18 protein-coding genes are annotated in these 20,929 nt (G+C 68.0%); 6 read left to right on the top strand and 12 right to left on the bottom strand.

Annotation, left to right across the window (positions count from 1 at the left end; translation table 11 throughout):
• Positions 1-738 precede the first annotated feature (738 nt).
• Both I6I07_RS01055 and I6I07_RS01050 read left to right on the top strand, forming a co-directional pair.
• The gene (locus I6I07_RS01055; protein WP_035360037.1) at positions 739-1,014 is read left to right on the top strand and encodes a DUF4212 domain-containing protein; all 276 of its coding nucleotides are present in this window, start codon (positions 739-741) and stop codon (positions 1,012-1,014) included.
• Positions 1,014-3,107 carry a sodium:solute symporter family protein gene (locus I6I07_RS01050; protein ID WP_198485407.1) on the top strand — a complete coding sequence of 698 codons (2,094 nt, stop codon included), beginning with the start codon at positions 1,014-1,016 and terminating at the stop codon, positions 3,105-3,107. Before I6I07_RS01055 ends, I6I07_RS01050 begins: the two co-directional genes overlap by 1 nt.
• A 72-nt stretch (positions 3,108-3,179) precedes the next feature.
• On the opposite strand, the gene I6I07_RS01045 is transcribed toward I6I07_RS01050, so the two are convergent.
• From I6I07_RS01045 to trxB, 3 genes are read right to left on the bottom strand one after another with little or no spacing between them, the layout of a single operon-like run.
• Positions 3,180-3,509 (bottom strand): DMT family transporter, encoded by a 330-nt coding sequence (locus tag I6I07_RS01045; protein ID WP_061072288.1) that lies wholly within the window; start codon positions 3,507-3,509, stop codon positions 3,180-3,182.
• On the bottom strand, positions 3,506-4,192 hold the full coding sequence (locus I6I07_RS01040; protein ID WP_198485406.1) for a Smr/MutS family protein: 687 nt from the start codon (positions 4,190-4,192) through the stop codon (positions 3,506-3,508). Before I6I07_RS01040 ends, I6I07_RS01045 begins: the two co-directional genes overlap by 4 nt.
• Complete coding sequence (trxB, locus tag I6I07_RS01035) at positions 4,179-5,138, bottom strand: thioredoxin-disulfide reductase (protein WP_054433026.1); 960 nt, start codon at positions 5,136-5,138, stop codon at positions 4,179-4,181. Before trxB ends, I6I07_RS01040 begins: the two co-directional genes overlap by 14 nt.
• A 42-nt stretch (positions 5,139-5,180) precedes the next feature.
• On the opposite strand from trxB, the gene I6I07_RS01030 reads away from it, so the two are divergent.
• Complete coding sequence (locus I6I07_RS01030) at positions 5,181-7,559, top strand: DNA translocase FtsK (RefSeq protein ID WP_006393253.1); 2,379 nt, start codon at positions 5,181-5,183, stop codon at positions 7,557-7,559.
• On the top strand, positions 7,559-8,194 hold the full coding sequence (gene lolA / locus I6I07_RS01025) for an outer membrane lipoprotein chaperone LolA (protein WP_198487396.1): 636 nt from the start codon (positions 7,559-7,561) through the stop codon (positions 8,192-8,194). The genes I6I07_RS01030 and lolA overlap by 1 nt, the downstream gene beginning before the upstream one ends.
• A gap of 400 nt (positions 8,195-8,594) precedes the next feature.
• On the opposite strand, the gene I6I07_RS01020 is transcribed toward lolA, so the two are convergent.
• The 9 genes from I6I07_RS01020 to I6I07_RS00980 form a co-directional block, all read right to left on the bottom strand.
• Positions 8,595-9,011, bottom strand: a complete 417-nt coding sequence (locus I6I07_RS01020; protein ID WP_198485405.1) for a RidA family protein — start codon at positions 9,009-9,011, stop codon at positions 8,595-8,597.
• A 1-nt stretch (position 9,012) separates the two neighbouring features.
• Positions 9,013-10,494 (bottom strand): N-acyl-D-amino-acid deacylase family protein, encoded by a 1,482-nt coding sequence (locus tag I6I07_RS01015; RefSeq protein WP_198485404.1) that lies wholly within the window; start codon positions 10,492-10,494, stop codon positions 9,013-9,015.
• Between the two features lie 14 nt (positions 10,495-10,508).
• Positions 10,509-11,381, bottom strand: a complete 873-nt coding sequence (locus tag I6I07_RS01010) for a MurR/RpiR family transcriptional regulator (RefSeq protein WP_006393257.1) — start codon at positions 11,379-11,381, stop codon at positions 10,509-10,511.
• 31 nt (positions 11,382-11,412) lie between these two features.
• Entirely contained in the window at positions 11,413-12,414 is a 1,002-nt protein-coding gene (locus I6I07_RS01005; protein ID WP_198485403.1) for an ABC transporter ATP-binding protein, read from the bottom strand.
• A complete protein-coding gene (locus I6I07_RS01000; protein ID WP_006393259.1) occupies positions 12,411-13,418 on the bottom strand; it encodes an ABC transporter ATP-binding protein in 1,008 nt (335 codons plus the stop codon). The genes I6I07_RS01005 and I6I07_RS01000 overlap by 4 nt, the downstream gene beginning before the upstream one ends.
• 2 nt (positions 13,419-13,420) lie before the next feature.
• Complete coding sequence (locus I6I07_RS00995; protein ID WP_198485402.1) at positions 13,421-14,290, bottom strand: ABC transporter permease; 870 nt, start codon at positions 14,288-14,290, stop codon at positions 13,421-13,423.
• Between the two features lie 120 nt (positions 14,291-14,410).
• Entirely contained in the window at positions 14,411-15,352 is a 942-nt protein-coding gene (locus I6I07_RS00990) for an ABC transporter permease (RefSeq protein WP_006393261.1), read from the bottom strand.
• Between the two features lie 84 nt (positions 15,353-15,436).
• Positions 15,437-16,996, bottom strand: a complete 1,560-nt coding sequence (locus I6I07_RS00985) for an ABC transporter substrate-binding protein (protein WP_198485401.1) — start codon at positions 16,994-16,996, stop codon at positions 15,437-15,439.
• A gap of 143 nt (positions 16,997-17,139) precedes the next feature.
• A complete protein-coding gene (locus I6I07_RS00980; RefSeq protein WP_198485400.1) occupies positions 17,140-18,411 on the bottom strand; it encodes an amino acid deaminase in 1,272 nt (423 codons plus the stop codon).
• 230 nt (positions 18,412-18,641) lie between these two features.
• On the opposite strand from I6I07_RS00980, the gene I6I07_RS00975 reads away from it, so the two are divergent.
• Positions 18,642-19,433, top strand: a complete 792-nt coding sequence (locus I6I07_RS00975) for a deaminated glutathione amidase (protein WP_081105068.1) — start codon at positions 18,642-18,644, stop codon at positions 19,431-19,433.
• A 135-nt stretch (positions 19,434-19,568) separates the two neighbouring features.
• Complete coding sequence (locus tag I6I07_RS00970) at positions 19,569-20,909, top strand: replication-associated recombination protein A (protein WP_061072278.1); 1,341 nt, start codon at positions 19,569-19,571, stop codon at positions 20,907-20,909.
• Positions 20,910-20,929 lie beyond the last annotated feature (20 nt).

Below are 20,929 nucleotides of genomic sequence, written 5' to 3'. Positions count from 1 at the left end.
GTTGCTCTCCCGAGGACAAGGCTTCGCAGAACGAGACCAGGGCGTAGGTCAGCCCGGCCATGACGGCGAAGATCGCGATATAGATGGCATCCACGTTTTTCCTCCCGGGAGCGGGCTCCCTTCGAACGACGGGCCCGGGCGGCAAAAGGGGATGCGGACCGCGCGGGCGAAGTGACCAATCAGGACACCGGCAGGTTACGGAGCAGGGGGTAAAAACGGGGTATAGCTTTGGCGGGGGGGTGTAAACGGAACGTAAAGACGCGCCGCTATCATTCCGGCCAGCGGATGCGCCGCCCTGGCGCGGCGCGGATGCCCGGAACCGGGCGGCGGGGCGGACGGTAGTTGAGGCTGGCTCAAAATCGGGGCGGTCGGCAACCTCCGGAAAGCGGGTTTGGACCGGAAAAATCCCAATATTTAGAACACGACCACCAAAATGCACTACTGTGGTGCATGGAATATGTAAATGAATGCGCCGAATTAGGGCATTCCCCTAGTGTGGCATTCCCGCATCTGGTGCAGAATCTCTTCCCATGCAGGTGAGGAGACAAAGCCCTGCATGGGCAATTACCGGCGGCACCGGTACATAAAAAAGTAGCAGTACTCAAAAAAAGCAAAACGCACAACGGCTGGCACCAGGCAGTGCCGGCCGTTGTCGCATAAAAAGCCCGTATTCCGCACGCCAGGGTTTTTTCCAGCGCCGCGTTTCGCGATATTCCCCAGGTTTCGCTCACGCTAGCTATGCCGGAATCCCGCGTTTCTTCCAAGCCCGTCCCCACACGCTACTGGCGCCGCAATGTGCGGCTGATCGTGTTGTTGCTGGTCGTCTGGGCCGCGCTGACGTTCATTCCTTCCTATTTCGCCCGCAGCCTGTCGTTCGACTTCATCGGCTGGCCGTTCTCGTTCTGGATGGCGGCCTACGGCGCGCCGCTGGCCTATCTCATCCTCATCGGCATCTATGCGCGGATCATGAACCGCGCCGACCAGCGCTCGGAAGAGGCCAAGGGGGACTCCTGATGCCTTTCGGCGGAGATACCCCGCAGCAATTCAGCATCCGGCTGCGCCGCATCTACGTGCTGTACACGGCCGGCTTCGCGCTGATGATCCTGCTGATGGCGCTGGCCGAGATCCTGGGCCTGCCGCGCAACTGGATCGGCTATGTGTTCCTGCTGGTCACGGTCAGCCTGTACGCGGGCATCGGCATCGTCTGCCGCACCTCGGACCAGGTTGAATACTACGTGGCCGGCCGGCGGGTGCCGGCCTTCTACAACGGCATGGCCACCGCCGCCGACTGGATGTCGGTGGCTTCCTTCATCGGGGTCGCGGGCACGCTGTACCTGACGGGCTACGGCGGGCTGGCCTACATCATGGGCTGGACCGGCGGCTACGTGCTGGTGGCGATGCTGCTGGCGCCATACCTGCGCCGCTTCGGCCAGTACACCATTCCCGATTTCATGGGCGCGCGCTATGGCGGCAACCTGCCGCGGCTGGCGGGCGTGGCCTGCGCCATCCTCTGTTCGTTCACCTACCTGGTGGCGCAGATCTACGGCGTGGGCATCATCACCACGCGCATGACCGGCATTTCGTTCGAGCTGGGCATCTTCGTGGCGCTGGGCGGCATGCTGGTCTGTTCGTTCCTGGGCGGCATGCGCGCCGTCACCTGGACCCAGGTGGGGCAGTACATCATCCTGGTCATCGCCTATCTGGTGCCGGTGGTGTGGCTATCGATCAAGCACACCGACATGCCGGTGCCGCAGCTGTCGGCCGGTGCGGTGCTGCAGCAGGTGACGGAAAAAGAGGTCTACCTGCGGAACGATCCGGCCGAGATCGAGGTGCGCCGCCTGTGGCAGGAACACGCCGACGAGATGGCGCAGCGGGTGCGCGACCTGCCCGAGTCCTGGGCGCTGGAAAAAGACAAGCTGCGCAGCCGCCTGGCCCAACTCAACGCCGGCGATGCGCCGATGGTCGAGATCCGCTCGGTCGAGCGCGAACTGGCGGCCTTTCCGCCCAACGTGGAGGAGGCCAGGATCGCCTGGTCGCAGGCCAAGGCCACCTTCGAGGCGCGCGCCGCGCCGCTGACCCCGCATGCCGAGCCATTTCCTTCGGAAGACCCGGAGGAACGGCGCAACATGCGCATCAATTTCCTGGCGCTGGTGCTGTGCCTGATGCTGGGCACGGCGGGCATGCCGCACATCCTGATGCGGTCATACACGACCTCGTCGGTGATCGAGGCGCGCCGCTCGGTGTGCTGGTCGCTGCTGTTCATCCTGCTGCTGTATTTCATGGCGCCGGCGCTGGCGCTGCTGGTGAAGTACGAGGTCTATACGCAGGTGGTGGGGTCGAATTTCCTCAGCCTGCCGAACTGGGTGCATGCCTGGAGCGCGGTCGACAGCAACCTGCTGGATGTCACCGACATCAATCGCGACGGCGTGGTGCAGCTCAGCGAGATCAGCATCGGCGCCGACGTGGTGGTGCTGGCCATGCCCGAGATCGGCGGGCTGCCCTACGTGATTTCCGGGCTGGTGGCGGCGGGCGGGCTGGCGGCCGCGCTGTCCACCGCCGACGGCCTGCTGCTGACGTTGTCCAATTCGCTGTCGCACGACATGTGGTATCGCATGGTATCGCCGCGCATGTCGGCGGCGCGGCGGGTGATGGTGTCCAAGATCCTGCTGCTGGTGGTGGCGTTCGGCGCGGCCTGGGTGGCGGCGCGCAAGCCGGCCGATATCCTGTTCATGGTGTCGGCGGCGTTCTCGTTCGCGGCCTCGTCGTTCTTCCCGGCTCTGGTGATGGGCGTGTTCTGGCGCCGCGCCAACAAATGGGGCGCCACGCTCGGCATGGCGGCGGGGCTGCTGGTGACCTTCGCCTACATGACGCACACGCATCCGTGGTTGCGGGAATGGGTGCTGGGGATTTCGCGAACCCAGCCGGTGGACCTGTGGTGGGGCATCCAGCCGATCGCGGCCGGCGTGTTCGGCGCGCCGGTGGCGTTCCTGACGATCATCGTGGTGTCGCTACTGACGCCGCCGCCCGACCGCGCCACGCTGGCGCTGGTGGACTACCTGCGCCATCCGGGCGCGCCGAAGCCGCCCGCGGAAAACGGCACGGCCTGAGCGTGGCGCGGGCGCCGGGCGGTCCGGACACGCGCCGGCGGCGGCCGGACCCGGGCTCGCGCCCGGGACGGCTCAGTGCGACACGGACTTCGAGAAGACGTTCATGACCACCACGCCGGCGATGATCAGGCCGATGCCGATCAGCGCGGGGGTGTCCAGGTGCTGCTTGAAGACCAGCGCGCCGACGATGGAGATCAGCACGATGCCCACGCCCGACCAGATGGCGTAGGCGATGCCGACCGGCACCTCGCGCAGCGTCAGCGACAGGAAGTAGAACGAGATCATGTAGCCGAACACCGTCACCACCGACGGCAGCAGGCGCGAAAAGCCGTCGGAGCTTTTCAGGGCGCTGGTGGCGAAGATCTCGGCGATGATGGCGATGCCCAGGTAGAGCCACTTCATTTGCGCGGTCCTTCGGATTGGCGCAGCAGCACCAGCAGGGCGCCGGCGCCGCCTTCGCGTTCGGGCGCCTCGGAAAACGCCAGCACTTCGGTCTTCTGCACCAGCCAGGTGCGGGCCTTGTCCTTGAGCACCGGTTCCAGCCCTTCGGAGCCATAGCCCTTGCCGTGCACGATGCGCACGCAGCGGATGCCGTGTTCCTGGCACTCGTCCAGGAACGACAGCATGGCGTGGCGCGCCTGTTCCACGCGCAGGCCGTGCAGGTCGAGTTCGGCGCCGGCGCGCCACTGGCCGCGGCGCAGGTTGCGCGCGGTGTCGGGCGCGGCATCGCTGCGTACGAAGGCGGTGCCGCCTTCGGACAGCAGGTGGGTGATTTCGCCGCCGTCCGAGACGCCAACGTCCGCGCGCGTGGACGTTTCGCCCAGCGCGTTGGCGCGGCGCAGGGCAGGGGCCGGCTGCGGCGCCGGCTTGTGCTCGACGCGCGCGGCCTGCCTGATCGGCTTGACCGACTGCATGGTGCGCCGGAACGCGGCCATGTCGTCGGCCGGATCGGTGTCCACGCCGGGCGCCGGCGCGGTTTTCCGGAGCGCCGCCACCCGCTGGGCGAGGGCGGCGCGCTCTTGCTCGGCCTGCAGGTCTTTCTTGAGGCGTTTCAGGTCGGCCGCGCCGACCTTATTGCCCCGCATTCTCCAGCCACCGTTGTGCGTCCAGGGCGGCCATGCAGCCCGTGCCGGCGCTGGTGATGGCCTGGCGGTAGACGTGGTCCTGCACGTCGCCGGCGGCGAACACGCCCGGGACCGAGGTCATGGTGGCCATGCCGGACAGGCCGCTCTTGGTGACGATGTAGCCGTCCTTCATTTCGAGCTGGCCCTGGAAGATCTCGGTGTTGGGCTGGTGGCCGATGGCGATGAAGGCGCCGGTGACCTTCAGGTCTTCGGTGGCGCCGGTGTCGACGTGGCGCACGCGCACGCCGGTGACGCCGCTGTCGTCGCCCAGCACTTCTTCCAGCGTATGGAACACCTTCAGTTCCATGTTGCCGTTCTCGACCTTGCTCATCAGCTTGTCGACCAGGATCGGCTCGGCGCGGAACTTGTCGCGGCGGTGGATCAGGGTGACCTTGCGGCAGATGTTGGACAGGTACAGGGCTTCCTCGACGGCGGTGTTGCCGCCGCCGACCACGACCACGTCCTGGTTGCGGTAGAAGAAACCGTCGCAGGTGGCGCAGCCGGACACGCCGCGGCCCATGAAGGCCTCTTCGGACGGCAGGCCCAGGTACTTGGCCGAGGCGCCGGTGGCGATGATCAGGGCGTCGCAGGTGTAGACCTTGCCGGTGTCGCCGGTCAGGGTGAACGGACGCTTGGACAGGTCGACCTTGGCGATGTGGTCGAACAGCATTTCGGTGTTGAAGCGCTCGGCGTGCTTCTGGAAGCGCTGCATCAGGTCCGGACCCTGCACGCCGTCGGCGTCGGCCGGCCAGTTGTCGACGTCCGTGGTGGTCATCAGCTGGCCACCTTGGGCCAAACCTGTAACAAGGACGGGGCTCAGATTGGCGCGTGCCGCATAGACGGCCGCCGTGTAACCGGCAGGGCCGGATCCGAGTATCAAAACTTTAGCGTGCGTAGGCGTGGACATGGGCGGGTATCTTTAGGTTAACGCCCAATTATAATGAGCCGCATGCCGCGTATCTCGACTGCTTCTCCGCGCGCTTCGCGCAACACCCGCAACGGGCCCTCGCCGCTGCAGACGCGTATTTCCGCGTTGCTGCGCGAGGCCCGCTGGATCCTCTTCGCCGCCCTGGCCGCCTGGCTCACCCTGGTGCTGGCCACCTGGAGCGCCGCCGACCCGGGCTGGTCCCATTCCGTCCCCGCCGGGACCATCCATAATAGGGGCGGAACCCTCGGCGCCTATCTGGCGGACATCCTGCTGTACCTGTTCGGTTTTTCCGCCTGGTGGTGGGTCATCCTGCTGCTGCACCGGGTGCGGGCGGGTTACCGCCGCCTTGCCAGCCATCTTCGCGTTACCAATGGTAAGCAACCGGAGGTGCTGCCGCGCGTCCACTGGGAAGAGGGCATCGGCTTCTTCCTGCTGCTGATCGGCTCGCTGGGCATGGAAGCCCTGCGCCTGGCCAGCCGCGGCACCCACCTGCCGGGCGCCTCGGAAAGCGCCAGCGGCGCCGGCGGCGTCATCGGCCACACCCTGGCCGACCTGATGGGCCGCAGCATCGGTTTCACCGGCAGCACGCTGGCCTTCCTGGTGATGCTGGCGATCGGCCTGAGCCTGTTTTTCTCGTTTTCGTGGCTGACCGTGGCCGAGCGCGTTGGCTCCTGGCTCGAAGGCCTGGTGCGCCGCATGCGCAATTCCTACGCCGCGCGCGAAGACCGCAAGGTCGGCGAAGTGGCCAAGGCCGTGCGCACCGAGCAGGTGGTGGCCAAGCAGGAAAAGCTGGTGCACGAACAGCCGGTGCGCATCGAGCCGGCGATCACCGTGGTGCCCAAGTCCGAACGCGTCGAAAAGGAAAAGCAGCAATCGCTGTTCTTCGCGCCGCCGCCGGGCGGCGAGGGCGACCTGCCGGCCATCAGCCTGCTGGATCCGCCGGTGGCCAACCAGGAAACCGTGTCGGCCGAGACCATCGAATTCACCTCGCGCCTGATCGAAAAGAAGCTGGCCGACTTCGGCGTGTCCGTCACCGTGGTGGCGGCGCAGGCCGGCCCGGTCATCACGCGTTACGAAATCGAGCCGGCCACCGGCGTCAAGGGCAGCCAGATCGTCAACCTGGCCAAGGACCTGGCGCGCGCGCTCAGCCTGGTCAGCATCCGGGTGGTGGAAACCATTCCGGGCAAGAACCTGATGGGCCTGGAACTGCCCAACCCGCGCCGCCAGATGGTCAAGCTGTCCGAGATCCTGGGGTCGCAGACCTATCACGCCAGCCATTCGGTGGTGACCATGGCGCTGGGCAAGGACATCGCCGGCAACCCGGTGGTGGCCGACCTGGCCAAGATGCCGCACCTGCTGGTGGCGGGCACCACCGGGTCGGGCAAGTCGGTCGGGATCAACGCCATGATCCTGTCGCTGCTGTACAAGGCCGACGCCTCGCACACCCGCCTGATCCTGATCGACCCGAAGATGCTCGAAATGAGCGTCTACGAAGGCATTCCGCACCTGCTGGCGCCGGTGGTCACGGACATGCGCCATGCCGCCAACGCGCTGAACTGGTGCGTGGGCGAAATGGAGAAGCGCTACCGCTTGATGAGCAAGATGGGCGTGCGCAACCTGGCCGGCTACAACACCAAGATCCGCGACGCCATCAAGCGCGAGGAACCGATCCCGAATCCGTTCTCGCTGACGCCCGACCAGCCCGAGCCCCTGGCGCCGCTGCCGACCATCGTGGTGGTGATCGACGAGCTGGCCGACCTGATGATGGTGGTGGGCAAGAAGATCGAAGAGCTGATTGCCCGCCTGGCGCAGAAGGCGCGCGCGGCCGGCATCCACCTGATCCTGGCGACGCAGCGTCCCAGCGTCGACGTCATCACCGGCCTGATCAAGGCCAACATCCCGACCCGCATCGCGTTCCAGGTGTCGTCCAAGATCGACTCGCGCACCATCCTCGACCAGATGGGCGCGGAGACCCTGCTGGGCCAGGGCGACATGCTCTACATGCCGCCGGGCACCGGCTTGCCGGTGCGCGTGCACGGCGCCTTCGTGGGCGACGATGAGGTCCACCGCGTGGTCGAAAGCCTGAAGGCGCAGGGCGAGCCGAACTACATCGAAGGCCTGCTGGAAGGCGGCCTGGATGGCGACAGCGGCGAAGGCGCCAGCAGCGTCACCGGCATCGGCGGCGACGCCGAGTCGGACCCGATGTACGACCAGGCCTGCGAGGTGGTGCTCAAGCATCGCCGCGCCTCGATCTCGCTGGTGCAGCGCCACCTGCGCATTGGTTACAACCGTGCGGCGCGGTTACTGGAACAGATGGAGCAATCGGGTATCGTTTCGGCGATGCAGTCCAATGGCAACCGGGAGATCCTGGTGCCCGCCGCCGCTCGAGAGGAAGCATGATGAAGACGTTTCGCGGCCTGGCCGCCGCCCTGGCATTTTGCGTGGCCCCCGCGTTGGCGCCGGCTTCGGCCATGGCCGCCACGGCGCAGGAGCAGTTGCGCGCGTTCGTGAACACTGTGACGGCGGCGACGGGGTCGTTTTCGCAGTACACCGTGAATCCGCAGGGGCGCACGCAGCCGGCGCAGACGGGCGTGTTTTCGTTCCAGCGGCCGGGCAAGTTCAAGTGGGCGGTGCAGAAGCCTTATGAACAGCTGGTGATCTCCGATGGGCGGCAGGTGTTCCAGTTCGATCCGGACCTGGCGCAGGTGACCGAGCGCAAGGTGGATGCCGCCATCGGGACGTCGCCAGCGGCGATCCTGTTCGGGTCGGGGTCGCTGGAGCAGTCGTTCGATGTGTCGGCGTTGCCTTCCAAGGATGGCATCGACTGGCTGCGGGCGAAGCCGCGGACGGCGGATGCGGGGTTCTCCCGGGTGGATATCGGGATGAAGGACAATCTGCCGGTGCGGGTGGAGTTGCTCGATTCTTTTGGGCAGACGACGCGGGTGGATCTTTCGGGGATCGTTCCCAATCCCAAGCTGGGGGAGGGGGAGTTTCGGTTTGTGGCGCCCAAGGGCGTGGATGTTGTCAAGATGTAGTTGGGCGGGGCTTGCTTCGTAGGCCGCCCGGCACGGGGCGCGCAGGCGGTGAGCGCGCCAACGATTGCGGTCCGGAGCGTTCGCTCCGGACTCCCCCATCCTCATCCTCGTTGCCGCCTGCGGCGGCTGCCTTCGGATTCCGTCGGGCGCATCGACGGCGCGCTCACCGCCTGCGCGCCCCGCGCCGGGCTACCGGTTTCGAGATGTGCGGCGCTGCTAGGCCTAGGGGGCATGTGAGAGGTTTGCGTTGCCCGCAAAAAAAGGCCGCGCGGGCGGCCGTTTTTTGCATACGTGGTGTCTTGCGTCGGGGCGGGGGGGCGCTGCGCGCTGATGAAGCGGTTCGCTGGAACCGCTTTTTTTTCGCCTGACGATTTGATGGTGCGTGGGGGCCCGTTGCGAATTACGGGCGCTTATACGCTACACAGTCGATTTCTACCTTTGCATCCACCATCAGCGGCGACTGCACGCAGGCGCGGGCGGGGGGATTTGCGCCGAAGTATTCCTTGAAGACCTTGTTGAACGAGGGGAAGTCGCGGGCGTCGTCGAGCCAGACGCCGCAGCGGACGACGTGTTCGGGGCCGTAGCCGGCTTCCTTGAGGATGGCGAGGACCTGCTGGATGGCCTTGTGGGATTGGGCGACGGTGCCGCCTTCGATGACTTCGCCGTTTTCCATGGGGACCTGGCCCGAGACGTAGAGCCAGCCGTCGGCGGCGACGGCGCGGGCGAAGGGCATGTGGGAGCCGCCTTGGCCGGTGCCGCCGGCGACGCCGTAGCGGGTGATGCCGTTGTTGTCGGCGGTGGGGGTGGTGCTGCTCATGTCAGGGCTCCTGGGGGGCGGGGGTTGAGGCGGCGAAGCTGGCGCGCAGGTCGCCGTTGCGGGGCAGCCAGCGGCCGGCGCGGTCGCCGGTGGGTTGGCCGTGGCGGTAGGACAGGACGCCGTTGACCCAGACGGCCTCGATGCCGGCGGCGGTCTGGACGGGGGCGGCGAAGGTGGCGCGGTCGATGATGGTGGCGGGGTCGAACAGCACCAGGTCGGCGTGGAAGCCTTCGCGCACCAGGCCGCGTTCGGCCAGGCCGAAGCGGGCGGCGGACAGGCCGGTCATCTTGTGGACGGCTTCGGGCAGCGGGAACAGGCCGACGTCGCGGCTGTAGTGGCCGAGCACGCGCGGGAAGGCGCCCCACAGGCGCGGATGCGGCATGGGGTCGTTGGGCAGGCCGTCGGAGCCGACCATGGTGAGCCGGTTCGACAGCACGCGGCGCACGTCGTCCTCGTGCATGTTGTGATAGACCGCGCCGGCCGGTTGCAGGCGCCTGGCGGCGTCGAGCAGCGTCACGTTCCAGTCGGCGGCGATGGCGGACAGTTTGCGGCGGGCCTGTTCGGGGTGCGGCACCGACCAGGTGATGTCGATGTCGAATTCGTCGGTGACCTGCTTGAGGTCGAGGGTGGACGAGCTGGCCGAGTACGGGTAGCAGTCGCAGCCCACGTGCTGCATGCGGCCGGCGTTCTCCAGCTTGAACAGCACTTCCTTGGTGCGGCCCCAGTTGCCGGCGCCGGCGCACTTCAGGTGCGACACCACCACCGGCACGCGGGCGTGCAGGGCGATGTCGAAGGCTTCCTGCATGGCTTCCAGGATGGCGGCGAATTCCGAGCGCAGGTGGGTGGTGTAGAGCGCGCCGAATTCGTCCAGGACTTCGGCCAGCAGCTTGACCTCGGCGGTGTCGGCCTCGATCGCCGAGCCGTAGGCCAGGCCGGTGCTCAGGCCGATGGCGCCGTGGGCCAGGGCTTCGCGCAGTTGCTCGCGCATGGCCATCACTTCGTCGCGCGTGGCGCTGCGGTCGAGGCGGTCCATGTGGTTGTTGCGCAGGGCGGTGTGGCCGACCAGCGCGGCGACGTTGACGGCGGGGTGCGCGGCCTCGATGGCGCGGGTGTAATCGGCGAAGGTCGGGTAGGCGAAGTCGTCGCGCCGGCCCAGCAGGTTCATCGGGTCGGGCGGTTCGCCGCGCAGCGAGACCGGCGAGGCGCTGATGCCGCAGTTGCCCACCACCACCGTGGTCACGCCCTGCGACAGCTTGGGCAGCATGCCGGGCGTGCGGATGACGTTGGTGTCGTCGTGGGTGTGGACGTCGATGAAGCCGGGCGCGAGCGCCAGGCCGGCGCCATTGATGATCTGTCCCGCCGGCTGGCCGGACAGGTCGCCGATGGCCGCGATGCGGCCGCCGGACAGCGCGACGTCGGCGGTGTATTCGGCGCCGCCGGAGCCGTCGAGCACGCGGACATTGCCGATGAGGGTGTCGTACATCTTGGTTTCCAGGTTCAGTCGCCCAGCGGCAGCCGGTTGGGGCCGCCGCGGTGTTCGTCCAGCGCCAGCTTGATGCGGCGCAGGCGTTCGCGGTTCTCTTCTTGGTTCAGCATCGCCAGCTCGGTCGACAGCAGGTCGATCGCCAGCATCATGGCGTAGCGCGAGGCCGAGGGCTTGTAGATGAAGTCGGTCTCGTCGGTGCGGATCGGCAGCACCACGTCGGCCAGCTTGGCCAGTTCCGAGGTCGCGTCGGTGACCGCGACGATGCGGGCGCGGTACTGCTTGACGATGCGGGCCGCGCCGACGATTTCCGGCGTCAGGCCGGAGGCCGACAGGATCACCACCGCGTCGCGCTCGTCGAGCGTGGCGGCCACCATGCGCAGCAGCACGGCGTCGCTGTAGACCGCGATCGGGTAGCCCAGGCGCACCAGGCGCGACTGCACTTCCTGCGCCAGCACGGCGGACGCGCCGCCCATGCCGAACACGTAGACCATGCGGGCGCCGTCGACGATGCCGGCGGCCGCTTCAAAAAGCGGCTCGGTGAAGGTCGGCAGGTGGGCGCGCAGGGTGCTTTCGATGTCGGCGTAGATGCGCGCGTAGAACGTGCTTTCCTCGGCCGGCGTGCTCTGGTCCAGGAAGCGGCTGCCCACCGTGCTGGCCTGGGCCAGCTTCATCTTCAGGTCGCGGGTGTCGTCGCAGCCCACGGTGCGGGCAAAGCGCGAGATGGTGGCGATGCTGACGCCGGCCTTGGCCGCCAGCTGGTCCACGGTGGCGCTGGCGCTCCAGATGATGTTGTCCAGGATGGCGTCGGCGACCTTGCGCTCGGTCACGCTCAGGTCGTCCCGGCGGCTGCGTATCTGGAAGACGATGTCGCGGATGATGTTCATGTGGTGTTCCTGGGTCAATGCGGGCGAGGCGCTACGCGGCCAGTTCGGGATCGCCGAGGCGCGAACAGGCGGCGAAGTGGCCCGGCCCGACGTTGACGTCGCGCGCCTCGGTCGAGGCGCAGGCCTCGATGGCGTGCGGGCAGCGGGTGCGGAAGACGCAGCCCGACGGCGGGTTGACCGGGCTGGGGATGTCGCCCTTGAGCAGGATACGCGAACGCGGCGCGCGCGGATCCGGCACCGGCGCGGCCGACAGCAGCGCGCGGGTGTACGGATGGCGCGGCCGCGCGTAGACCTCGCTGGTCGGGCCGCGTTCCATGACGCGGCCCAGGTACATCACCACCACTTCGTCGCACAGGTAGTCGACCACGGCCAGGTCGTGCGCCACGAACAGCATGGTCAGGCCCAGGTCGCGCTGCAGGTCCTGCAGCAGGTTCAGCACCTGCGCCTGCACCGACACGTCCAGCGCCGACACCGGTTCGTCGGCCACGATGAAGTCCGGCTCCACCGCCAGGGCGCGGGCGATGCCGATGCGCTGGCGCTGGCCGCCGGAGAATTCGTGCGGATAGCGGCGGCTGTGGTCGGCGTTCAGGCCGACGCGCTCGAGCAGTTCGCCGATGCGGGCCTCGCGGCGGTGCTGCGCGAGTTTATGGGTGTCGAGCGCCTCGCCCAGGATCTCGGCCACCGTCATGCGCGGGTTGAGGCTGGCGTAGGGATCCTGGAACACGATCTGCATGCGGCGGCGCCACGGCAGCATCTGCTGTTCGTTGAGCTTGGTCAGGTCCTGGCCGTCGAACAGCAGGCGGCCGGCGGTGGGCGCGAACAGGCGCAGCAGGGCGCGGCCGGTGGTGGTCTTGCCCGAGCCGGACTCGCCCACCAGGCCGACGATGGTGTTGCGCGGCACGTCGAAGCTGACGCCGTCGACCGCCCGCACCACCGGCGCGTTGCGCGCCTGCGAGGTGGGGAAGTGGACCTTCAGGTCCTCGATGCGCACCAGCGGTTCGGCGGCGCGCGCGGGTTGGGGGCTTGCGGTCATAGCGGGGTCACCTTGATGCAGCGGGCGCGGTGCTGGTCCTGCACCGCCACCAGTTCGGGCACGTCGCGGCGGCACGCGTCGTCGGCCAGCGCGCAGCGCGGCGCGAAGGTGCAGCCGGCGGGCAGCGACAGCACGCTCGGCACGTTGCCCGGGATGGCGCGCAGGCGCTCGCCCGAGGCCAGCAGCGCGGCGGTCGGCAGACAGGACAGCAGGCCGCGGGTGTACGGATGGGTGGGTTTCTCGAACAGGTCGTAGACGCCGGCGTCCTCGACCACGCGGCCGGCGTACATCACGGCGACGCGATGCGCGATCTCGGCCACCACGCCCAGGTTGTGGGTGATGAACAGGATGCTCATGTTCATCTCGGCCTGCAGCCGGCGCAGCAGGTCCAGGATCTGGGCCTGCACCGTCACGTCCAGTGCGGTGGTGGGTTCGTCGGCGATCAGCACCGCCGGGTTGCAGGCCAGCGCCAGGGCGATCATGACGCGCTGGCGCATGCCGCCGGACATCTGGTGCGGGTATTCGTTGACGCGCCGGTCGGCCGCGGGGATCTCGACGCGGTCGAGCATGTCGCGGGCGCGCTTCATGGCCGCCGCGTGCGAGCCGCCTTCATGCTGCAGCACGGCTTCGGCGATCTGGTCGCCCACCGTGTACAGCGGGTTCAGGCTGGTCATCGGCTCCTGGAAGATCATGGCGATCTCGGCGCCGCGGATGCGGCGCAGCGTGGCGGGCGAGGCGTGGGCCAGGTCGTGTTCCTGCCCGCGGCGGTCGCGGAAGCGGATCTTGCCCGCCTCGATGCGGCCGGCCGGCTTGGGCAGCAGGCCCATGATGGACAGGCTGGTGACCGATTTGCCGGAGCCGGATTCGCCGACGATGGCCAGCGTCTCGCCGCGGGCCAGGTCGAAGGTGACGCCGTCCACCGATTTGGCGATGCCGTCGCGGCTGTGGAACCAGGTCTTCAGGCCTTCCACCGACAGCACGATGTCTCGGGTGCTTGCGGTCATGATTACAGCTCCTTGCGCAGGCGCGGATCGAGCACGTCGCGCAGGCCGTCGCCGACCAGTTGCAGCGACAGCACCGACAGGACGATGGCGATGCCGGGGAAGATCATGATCCAGTCGGCCGAGCCCATGTACTGCTGGCCGGCGTTGATCATGGTGCCCCAGGTGGGAATGTCGGGCGAGACGCCCACGCCCAGGAACGACAGGCCGGCTTCGGCCAGGATCGCGTAGGCGAAGATGAACGTGCCTTGCACCAGGATCGGCGACAGCAGGTTGCGCAGCACGTGCACGGTGACGATGCGCCAGGTCGACACGCCCAGCGCGCGGGCGGCCTCGACGAACGGCAGTTCGCGGATCACCAGGGTCGAGGCGCGCACGATGCGGGCCAGGCGCGGCGTGTAGACGATGCCCAGCGCGATCACCACGTTCACCAGCGACGGGCCCAGCGCGGCCACCAGCGAGATCGCCAGCAGGATGTCGGGAAAGGCCATCATGGCGTCGATCAGGCGCGACACGAACTTGTCGGCCGAGCGGAAGAACCCGGCGATCAGCCCCAGCGCGATGCCCAGCACGCTGGACAGGATCACCACCGAGAAGCCCACCATCAGCGACAGCCGGCCGCCGTAGATGACGCGGCTGAACACGTCGCGGCCGAAGTCGTCGGTGCCGAACCAGTGCACGGCGCCGGGCGCCTTGAGCCGATTCATGATGGAGAGCTTGAACGGGTCGTAGGGGCTGACCCACGGCGCCAGCAGCGCCGCGGCCACCAGCACGACCAGCACGATCAGGCTGATCAGCACGGTCTTGCGGGCCACCAGCAGGCGCAACACCTGCCAGCGGTCGGTGCCGGCGTTAACTGTAGTCTGATTTGTCATTTCGGTCTTTTCGTTCGCAACACTTCCAGGCGGGGCCACCGCGGAGCCGGCTTTGCCGGGCCGCCCGTGGCGCCCCCTTGAGGGGGAGGCGCCGAAGGCGCGTCGGGGGTGGGTTCATCATCAATATCGGACGCGCGGATCGACCAGCAGGTACAGCAGGTCGATGAACAGATTGATCAGCACGTAGATGGCCGCGATGATGAGCAGCGCACCCTGGATGACGGGATAGTCGCGGCGCAGCACGGCCGACACCACCAGGCTGCCCACGCCAGGCAGGCCGAAAACGGTCTCGGTCACCACGGCGCCGCTGATCAGCAGGGCGGTGGTCAGGCCCAGCACCGTCAGGATCGGGATCAGCGCGTTGCGCACGGCGTGCTTCAGGATCACGCGGGTTTCCGTCAGGCCCTTGGCGCGCGCGGTGCGCACATAGTCGTCGCGCAGCACGTCCAGCATGCTGGCGCGGATGAAGCGGGTGATCAGCGCCGAGTTCACCAGCCCCAGCACCACCGCCGGCAGCACCAGGTGCGACAGGCGCGTGGCGAACGAGGCGTCGGGGCCGCCATAGCCCGACACCGGCAGCCAGCCCAGCTTGACCGAGAACAGTTGCATCAGCAGCAGGCCCAGCCAGAAGCTCGGCACGCTGGAGGTGAACATCGAGAACGACAGCACCGACTGGTCCAGCGTGGTGCCGCGCTTGACCGCCGACAGAATGCCCACCGGCAGCGCGATGAGCGTGGCGATGAACAGCGACATCAGCGTCAGCAGCAGGGTCGGCTCGGCGCGGTCGGCCAGCGCCGCCAGCACCGGCTTGTTCATGAAGATGGATTGGCCCAGGTCGCCCTGCACCAGCTTGCCCAGCCACGACACGTATTGCACGGGCAGGGGACGGTCCAGCCCCAGCTGGTGTTCCAGCGCGGCGATGTCGGCCTGGCTGGCCTGGGGGCCGAGCATCACGGCGGCGGGGTTGCCGGGCGTGACGCGGATGATGACGAACACGATGGTCGCGACGATGAACATCACGGCCACCAGCCCGACCAGCCGGTTCAAGAGATAACGCAACACAGTGGCATCCTAAAGATCGGCGCGCCGACTCGGGCGCTGGGGTTGCCGCGGGGCAGGCCGGTTCGGCCCGCCCCGCGGCGCGGCTTACTTCGGCGCCTTCCAGGCGTTCCAGAAGAACGGCCACGGCGCCGGCTTGACGCCTTGCAGCGACGGCGAGCGGGCCGCCTGGGCGTTGAAGTCGCCGACCTTCACGAACGGCACTTCGTCATACACGGCCTGCTGCACGTCGGCCCAGCGCTTGACGCGTTCTTCCTGGGTGCGGGCCTGGTTGAAGGCATCCATCACCTGCGCGCGGCGCGGCGTGTCCCACCAGCCCGGCGCGTCCTTGGACGGGAAGTCGATCAGCGCGGGCTCGGGCAGGAACACGCTGTGGGTGATGAAGATGTCCCACACGGCCGGGTCCTGGCGACGCTGTGTCAGCGTGGCCCAGTCCACCACCTGCATGTCCACCGTGAAACCGGCGGCCTTCAGGTATTCCGCGGCCACCAGCGCCATCTTGTAGTGGAACTCGTATTGCTGGCTGGTCAGGATGCGGATCTTCTTGTCGGCCACGTTGGCGCTGTCCAGCAGCTTCTTGGCCGCGGCGGCATCGCCCTTGTTGTAGACCTTGCCGCCCAGCGACGTGGCCCACGGATAGCCTTCCGGATAGAGGTCGCCGTTGAGCTTGTAGAAGTCCTTGTTGCCGAAGGCGGCGTACAGCATGTCCTCTTCGTTCAGCGCCAGCTGCACGGCCTGGCGCACCGCCAGGTTGGACATGATGCCCTGCTTGGTGTTGAGCACCAGGCGCGGCCAGCCGAAGGGCTTGAGCATCACCGGGTCGGAGCGGCCGCCCTTGAGCTTGTCCAGCGCTTCCACCGGCAGCGAGTCGACGTAGTCGAACTGGCCCGCGGCGGCGGCTTCGGAGCGGGTGTTGGCGTTGCCGACCGGCACGAAGCGGATCTCGTCCAGGTATTGCTTGCGCGCGCCGCCGTAGCCGTCGGGCTCGCCTTCGCGCTGCTTGTAGCCGTCGAAGCGGGTCAGCTGGATGTACTGGTCCGGCACGCGCGCCTTGAGCTGGTAGGGGCCGGTGCCGACGATCTCGGTCAGCACCGGGGCGATCTTGCCCTTGGGCATGATCACGGCGGCGGCGTTGTTCATGGCCAGCAGCGCGGTCAGCGGCGCATAGGGCTGCTTGAGCGTGATGCGGATGGTGTTGGCGTCGGGCGCTTCGATGTTGGCGATGACCTTGGCGGCCATCTTGCCGCGCGTGGCGGTCTCGGTCCAGCGCTTGAGCGAGGCCAGCACGTCCGACGAATCCATCTTGGAGCCGTCATGGAAGGTGATGCCCTGGCGCAGCGCGATGGTGTAGACCAGGCCGTCCGGCGTCACGTCCGGCATCTTGTCGGCCAGCAGCGGCGTCAGGTTCCACTTGGCGTCGAAGGTGTACAGCGTCTCGAAGAAGTGCTGCGTCAGGATGCCGACCAGGTCGGCGGTGCTGGTCATCGGGTCGAGCGTCGGCGGCTCGCCGATGGTGGCGACGGAAATCGTGCCTCCCTTGACCGGCGTGGCACAGAGGGCGGGGGTCGACAATGCGGTCAAGCCAATTGCGCCGGCCGCGAGCAGGCTCTTCAGCCCACCGCCTCGCCGGGAGGTACGGAAGTTCATGATTCTCTCTCCAGAGGGTCAAAAACAGGTTGTCGCGTAATTCGGAAAAGGCGCCGGGTGCCCGAGTGCTGTCTTGCCCCCCCGGGACGTGGGGCTTGTTCGTATCGCAAGGGAGCCGCGCGCGGGGCGCGCGGGTGCGGCGGTCAGAAGAAGGTGTCGGCCACGTCGATGACGCGGTACTGGTCGTCCACCAGCAGCACCTGGCGCCACTTGTCGAACGTCAGGCAGGGGTGGGAGATGTCGAAAGCGATCATGTCGCCGACCTGGATGTCGTCCGCGTCGTCGATCTGCATGAAGGCATGCTGGTCCATCATCGCGGTGAGCTTCCAGTGCGCCGGCGCGGTCCCGGGGGCGGCATCCTGGCCGGGGCGATGGCGCAGCGACGGCGTCGGCAGGCCGGCGTCGAAGGCGGCGTCGCGCTTGCCCAGGGCGACGATGGCGCGGCCCGGTTCCGGCAGCGACTGCACGTAGGCCCAGACCTGCAGCGCGGGCTGCAGGCCCGGCTCCATCTTGTGGGCCACCGGGTTGTGGGCGTTGATGCGCTCGGCGGCCGAGCGGTAGACGCCGACGTCGTGCGACAGGTAGCAGCCCGGGCGCAGCACGACTTCCAGCGGCGCGCCGATGTCCAGTTGCGAGAATTCCTCTGCCACCACGTCGAACCAGGCCGAACCGGCGCCGGAGATCAGGGCGGGGCCGTTCTTGCGCAGGCGGCCGGCGGTCGCCAGGCCGCGCAGCGCGTCGGTGGCGCGGCGCAGGAAGGCGCGGATGGCGCTTTCCTCCTGCAGCACGCCTTCGTAGACTTCGATGCCGGCCAGCGCCAGGCCGGGCCAGCGGCCGATTTCCTCGACCACGGCCTGCAATTGCGCGTCGTCGCGCACGCCGGTGCGGCCGCCGGTCGGGCCCAGTTCGATCAGCACCGGCAGCACCAGGCCCTGCTCGCCGAAGTAGCGGCCCAGCTGGGCGGCGTTGGCGGCCGAATCGACGATGCAGAAATAGGTGAACGCCGGGTCGCGCAGCAGGTTGGCGATCAGCGCCATGTTGGCGCGGCCGACCAACTGGTTGGCCATCAGCACCCGGCGGATGCCGTGGTGGTAGGCCGCCACCACCTGCGGCGCGGTCGCCAGGGTGATGCCCCAGGCGCCGTTGTCGATCTGGCGCTGGAACAGCGCCGGGCTCATGGTGGTCTTGCCGTGCGGCGCCAGCTTGACGCGGTACGCTTCCATGAAGCGCTGCATCCACTGCAGGTTGTGGCGCACGCGGGTCTCGTACAGCACCGCCACCGGCAGGCTGACGTCCTCGGCCAGCAGGTTCCAGTTCAGCGCCGCCACGTCGGCGTTGGTACAGGACGCCGGGAACGCGCCCAGGCCCTTGCCGTTGACGTCCAGGGGGGCTGCGGTGATCGAGGATTGGGGCATGGTGGGCGCTCGTGTCTGGAAAATATTTACGGCAAATCAGTTTTTTTTCATTATCGTGAAAGAAATTTACAAGCGGCAGTTGGGAGTTACCCGTAGTCGGCGCCTGCCCTGGCGGCCGCCGGCCGTCGCCAGCCGGCCGACCCGACGGGCCGCTGCCCGCTCGCGGCCATTGGCGCGACAATAGGAAATCCGCGGCGATGCCTGTTTGCCGCCCCACACAAGGAAGAGTCATGCTGAAAGTCGCTTTGGGCCAGTTCGCCGTCAGCCGCGTCTGGGAAGAGAACGCCCAGGTCTGCGTCGATCTCATGGCGCGCGCCCGCGAGGGCGGCGCCGGCCTGCTGGTGCTGCCCGAGGGCATCCTGGCGCGCGACATCACCGACCCGCAGATCGTGCTGAAGGCCGCCCAGCCGCTGGACGGCCCCTTCATCACGCGCCTGCTCGAGGCCAGCCGCGGCTCGTCGCTGGCCACCATGATGTGCGTGCACGTGCCGACGGGCGACGGCCGGGTCTGGAACACGCTGGTCACGCTGCAGGACGGCCGCATCGTGTCGCAGTACCGCAAGCTGCACCTGTACGACGCCTTCACCATGAAGGAATCCACCAACGTCACGCCCGGCAACGACATTCCGCCGCTGCTGGAGATCGGCGGCCTGAAGGTCGGCCTGATGACCTGCTACGACGTGCGTTTCCCCGAACTGGCGCGCCGCCTGGCGCTGGACGGCGCCGACCTGCTGGCGCTGCCGGCGGCCTGGGTGCGCGGTCCGTTGAAGGAAAGGCACTGGGAAGTGCTGGTCACGGCGCGCGCGCTGGAAAACACCTGCTACGTCGCCGCCACCGGCGAGTGCGGCGAACGCAACATCGGCTGCAGCATGGTGGTGGATCCGCTGGGCGTGGTCACGGCGCAGGCCGGCGAGGCGCCGGCGCTGGTGTTCGCCGACATCGATCCCGAGCGCCTGGCGCATGCCCGCAAGGTGCTGCCGGTGTTGGCCAACCGCCGGTTTTCCACGCCGGAACTGGCCTGAAGCGGCGGTTTCGCGCGGGCCCGCCGGCTGGGGCGCCGCACGCCGCTCGCCGGCCCGGCCGCCAGGGGCGAAGGGCGGCCGGACATGTTGTAATACTGGCTTGATTTCCTTGCCGTATTCCCTCATCTGCTGCCAATGAGCAACGATCTCTTCGCGGCCGATCCCGCCCATCGGCCCTACGTGCCCCTGGCCGAGCGCCTGCGTCCGCGCACGCTGGCCGACGTGGTCGGCCAGTCGCACCTGCTGGGGCCGGACAAGCCGCTGCGCGTGGCGTTCGAGTCGGGCCGTCCGCACTCCATGATCTTCTGGGGCCCGCCGGGCGTGGGCAAGACCACGCTGGCGCGGCTCATGGCCGACGGTTTCGACGCCCAGTTCATCGCCATCTCCGCCGTCCTGGGCGGCGTCAAGGACATCCGCGACGCCGTCACCGTGGCGCAAGTGGCGCAGGGGCAGGGCCGCCGCACCATCCTGTTCGTCGACGAGGTGCACCGCTTCAACAAGGCGCAGCAGGACGCGTTCCTGCCCTACGTCGAAAGCGGGCTGTTCACCTTCATCGGCGCCACCACCGAGAATCCCTCGTTCGAGGTCAACTCGGCGCTGCTGTCGCGCGCCCGCGTCTACGTGCTGCAGTCGCTCACGCCCGAGGAACTGCAGCAGCTGGTCGACCGCGCCATCACCGCGTTCAACGAAGGCCACGACGAGGGCGCCCGCATCCTGATTGACGCCGACGCGCGCGAACAACTGGCGGCGTGGGCCGACGGCGACGCGCGCCGCCTGATCAGCGCGGTCGAGGTGGTGGCCGAATCGGCGCAGGCGGCCGGCCGCGACACGGTCGACGCGGCCTGGCTCGAGATCTCGCTGTCGCAGAACCTGCGGCGCTTCGACAAGGGCGGCGACGCCTTCTACGACCAGATCAGCGCGCTGCACAAGTCGGTGCGCGGCTCCAACCCCGACGCCGCGCTGTACTGGTTCTGCCGCATGATCGACGGCGGCGCCGATCCCAAGTACCTGTCGCGCCGGCTGGTGCGCATGGCGGTCGAGGACATCGGCCTGGCCGACCCGCGCGCCACCGACCTGGCCGTGAACGGCGCCGACATCTACGAGCGGCTGGGCTCGCCCGAGGGCGAGCTGGCGCTGGCCCAGGCGGTGGTCTACATGGCCTGCGCGGCCAAGTCCAACGCCGTCTACAACGCCTACAACCAGGCGCGCAAATTCGCCGCCGAACACGGCAGCGCGCCGGTGCCGATCCACCTGCGCAACGCGCCCACCAAGTTGATGAAACAATTGGGCCATGGCAAGGCCTACCGCTATGCCCACGACGAGCCGCATGGCTATGCCGCGGGCGAGCAATATTTCCCCGATGGGCTCAAGCCTTCCTTCTATCGGCCGACCGATCGCGGCCTGGAGGCTAAAATCCAGCAGAAGTTGGCATTTCTGCGCGAGCTGGACGCGCAAGAACGTGCCAAGAAACGGTAACGGGCGCCGCCCGTTGCTTC

Origin of the sequence: Achromobacter deleyi, assembly GCF_016127315.1 — a bacterium.
GTDB lineage: Bacteria > Pseudomonadota > Gammaproteobacteria > Burkholderiales > Burkholderiaceae_B > Achromobacter > Achromobacter insuavis_A.
Note: the sequence above shows the minus strand (reverse complement) of the source record. Positions and strands in the feature narration are given on the sequence as shown.

Coding starts and splice junctions, on each gene's coding strand:
- I6I07_RS00970 (WP_061072278.1), top strand. CDS start 19,569: ATGAGCAACGATCTCTTCGCGGCCGATCCCGCCCATCGGCCCTACGTG.
- I6I07_RS00975 (WP_081105068.1), top strand. CDS start 18,642: ATGCTGAAAGTCGCTTTGGGCCAGTTCGCCGTCAGCCGCGTCTGGGAA.
- I6I07_RS01015 (WP_198485404.1), bottom strand. CDS start 10,494: ATGTACGACACCCTCATCGGCAATGTCCGCGTGCTCGACGGCTCCGGC.
- I6I07_RS01040 (WP_198485406.1), bottom strand. CDS start 4,192: ATGCGGGGCAATAAGGTCGGCGCGGCCGACCTGAAACGCCTCAAGAAA.
- I6I07_RS01005 (WP_198485403.1), bottom strand. CDS start 12,414: ATGACCGCAAGCCCCCAACCCGCGCGCGCCGCCGAACCGCTGGTGCGC.
- I6I07_RS01020 (WP_198485405.1), bottom strand. CDS start 9,011: ATGAGCAGCACCACCCCCACCGCCGACAACAACGGCATCACCCGCTAC.
- I6I07_RS01000 (WP_006393259.1), bottom strand. CDS start 13,418: ATGACCGCAAGCACCCGAGACATCGTGCTGTCGGTGGAAGGCCTGAAG.
- I6I07_RS01045 (WP_061072288.1), bottom strand. CDS start 3,509: ATGAAGTGGCTCTACCTGGGCATCGCCATCATCGCCGAGATCTTCGCC.
- I6I07_RS00980 (WP_198485400.1), bottom strand. CDS start 18,411: ATGCCCCAATCCTCGATCACCGCAGCCCCCCTGGACGTCAACGGCAAG.
- I6I07_RS00985 (WP_198485401.1), bottom strand. CDS start 16,996: ATGAACTTCCGTACCTCCCGGCGAGGCGGTGGGCTGAAGAGCCTGCTC.
- trxB (WP_054433026.1), bottom strand. CDS start 5,138: ATGTCCACGCCTACGCACGCTAAAGTTTTGATACTCGGATCCGGCCCT.
- I6I07_RS01050 (WP_198485407.1), top strand. CDS start 1,014: ATGCCTTTCGGCGGAGATACCCCGCAGCAATTCAGCATCCGGCTGCGC.
- lolA (WP_198487396.1), top strand. CDS start 7,559: ATGAAGACGTTTCGCGGCCTGGCCGCCGCCCTGGCATTTTGCGTGGCC.
- I6I07_RS01055 (WP_035360037.1), top strand. CDS start 739: ATGCCGGAATCCCGCGTTTCTTCCAAGCCCGTCCCCACACGCTACTGG.
- I6I07_RS00995 (WP_198485402.1), bottom strand. CDS start 14,290: ATGACAAATCAGACTACAGTTAACGCCGGCACCGACCGCTGGCAGGTG.
- I6I07_RS01030 (WP_006393253.1), top strand. CDS start 5,181: ATGCCGCGTATCTCGACTGCTTCTCCGCGCGCTTCGCGCAACACCCGC.
- I6I07_RS01010 (WP_006393257.1), bottom strand. CDS start 11,381: ATGAACATCATCCGCGACATCGTCTTCCAGATACGCAGCCGCCGGGAC.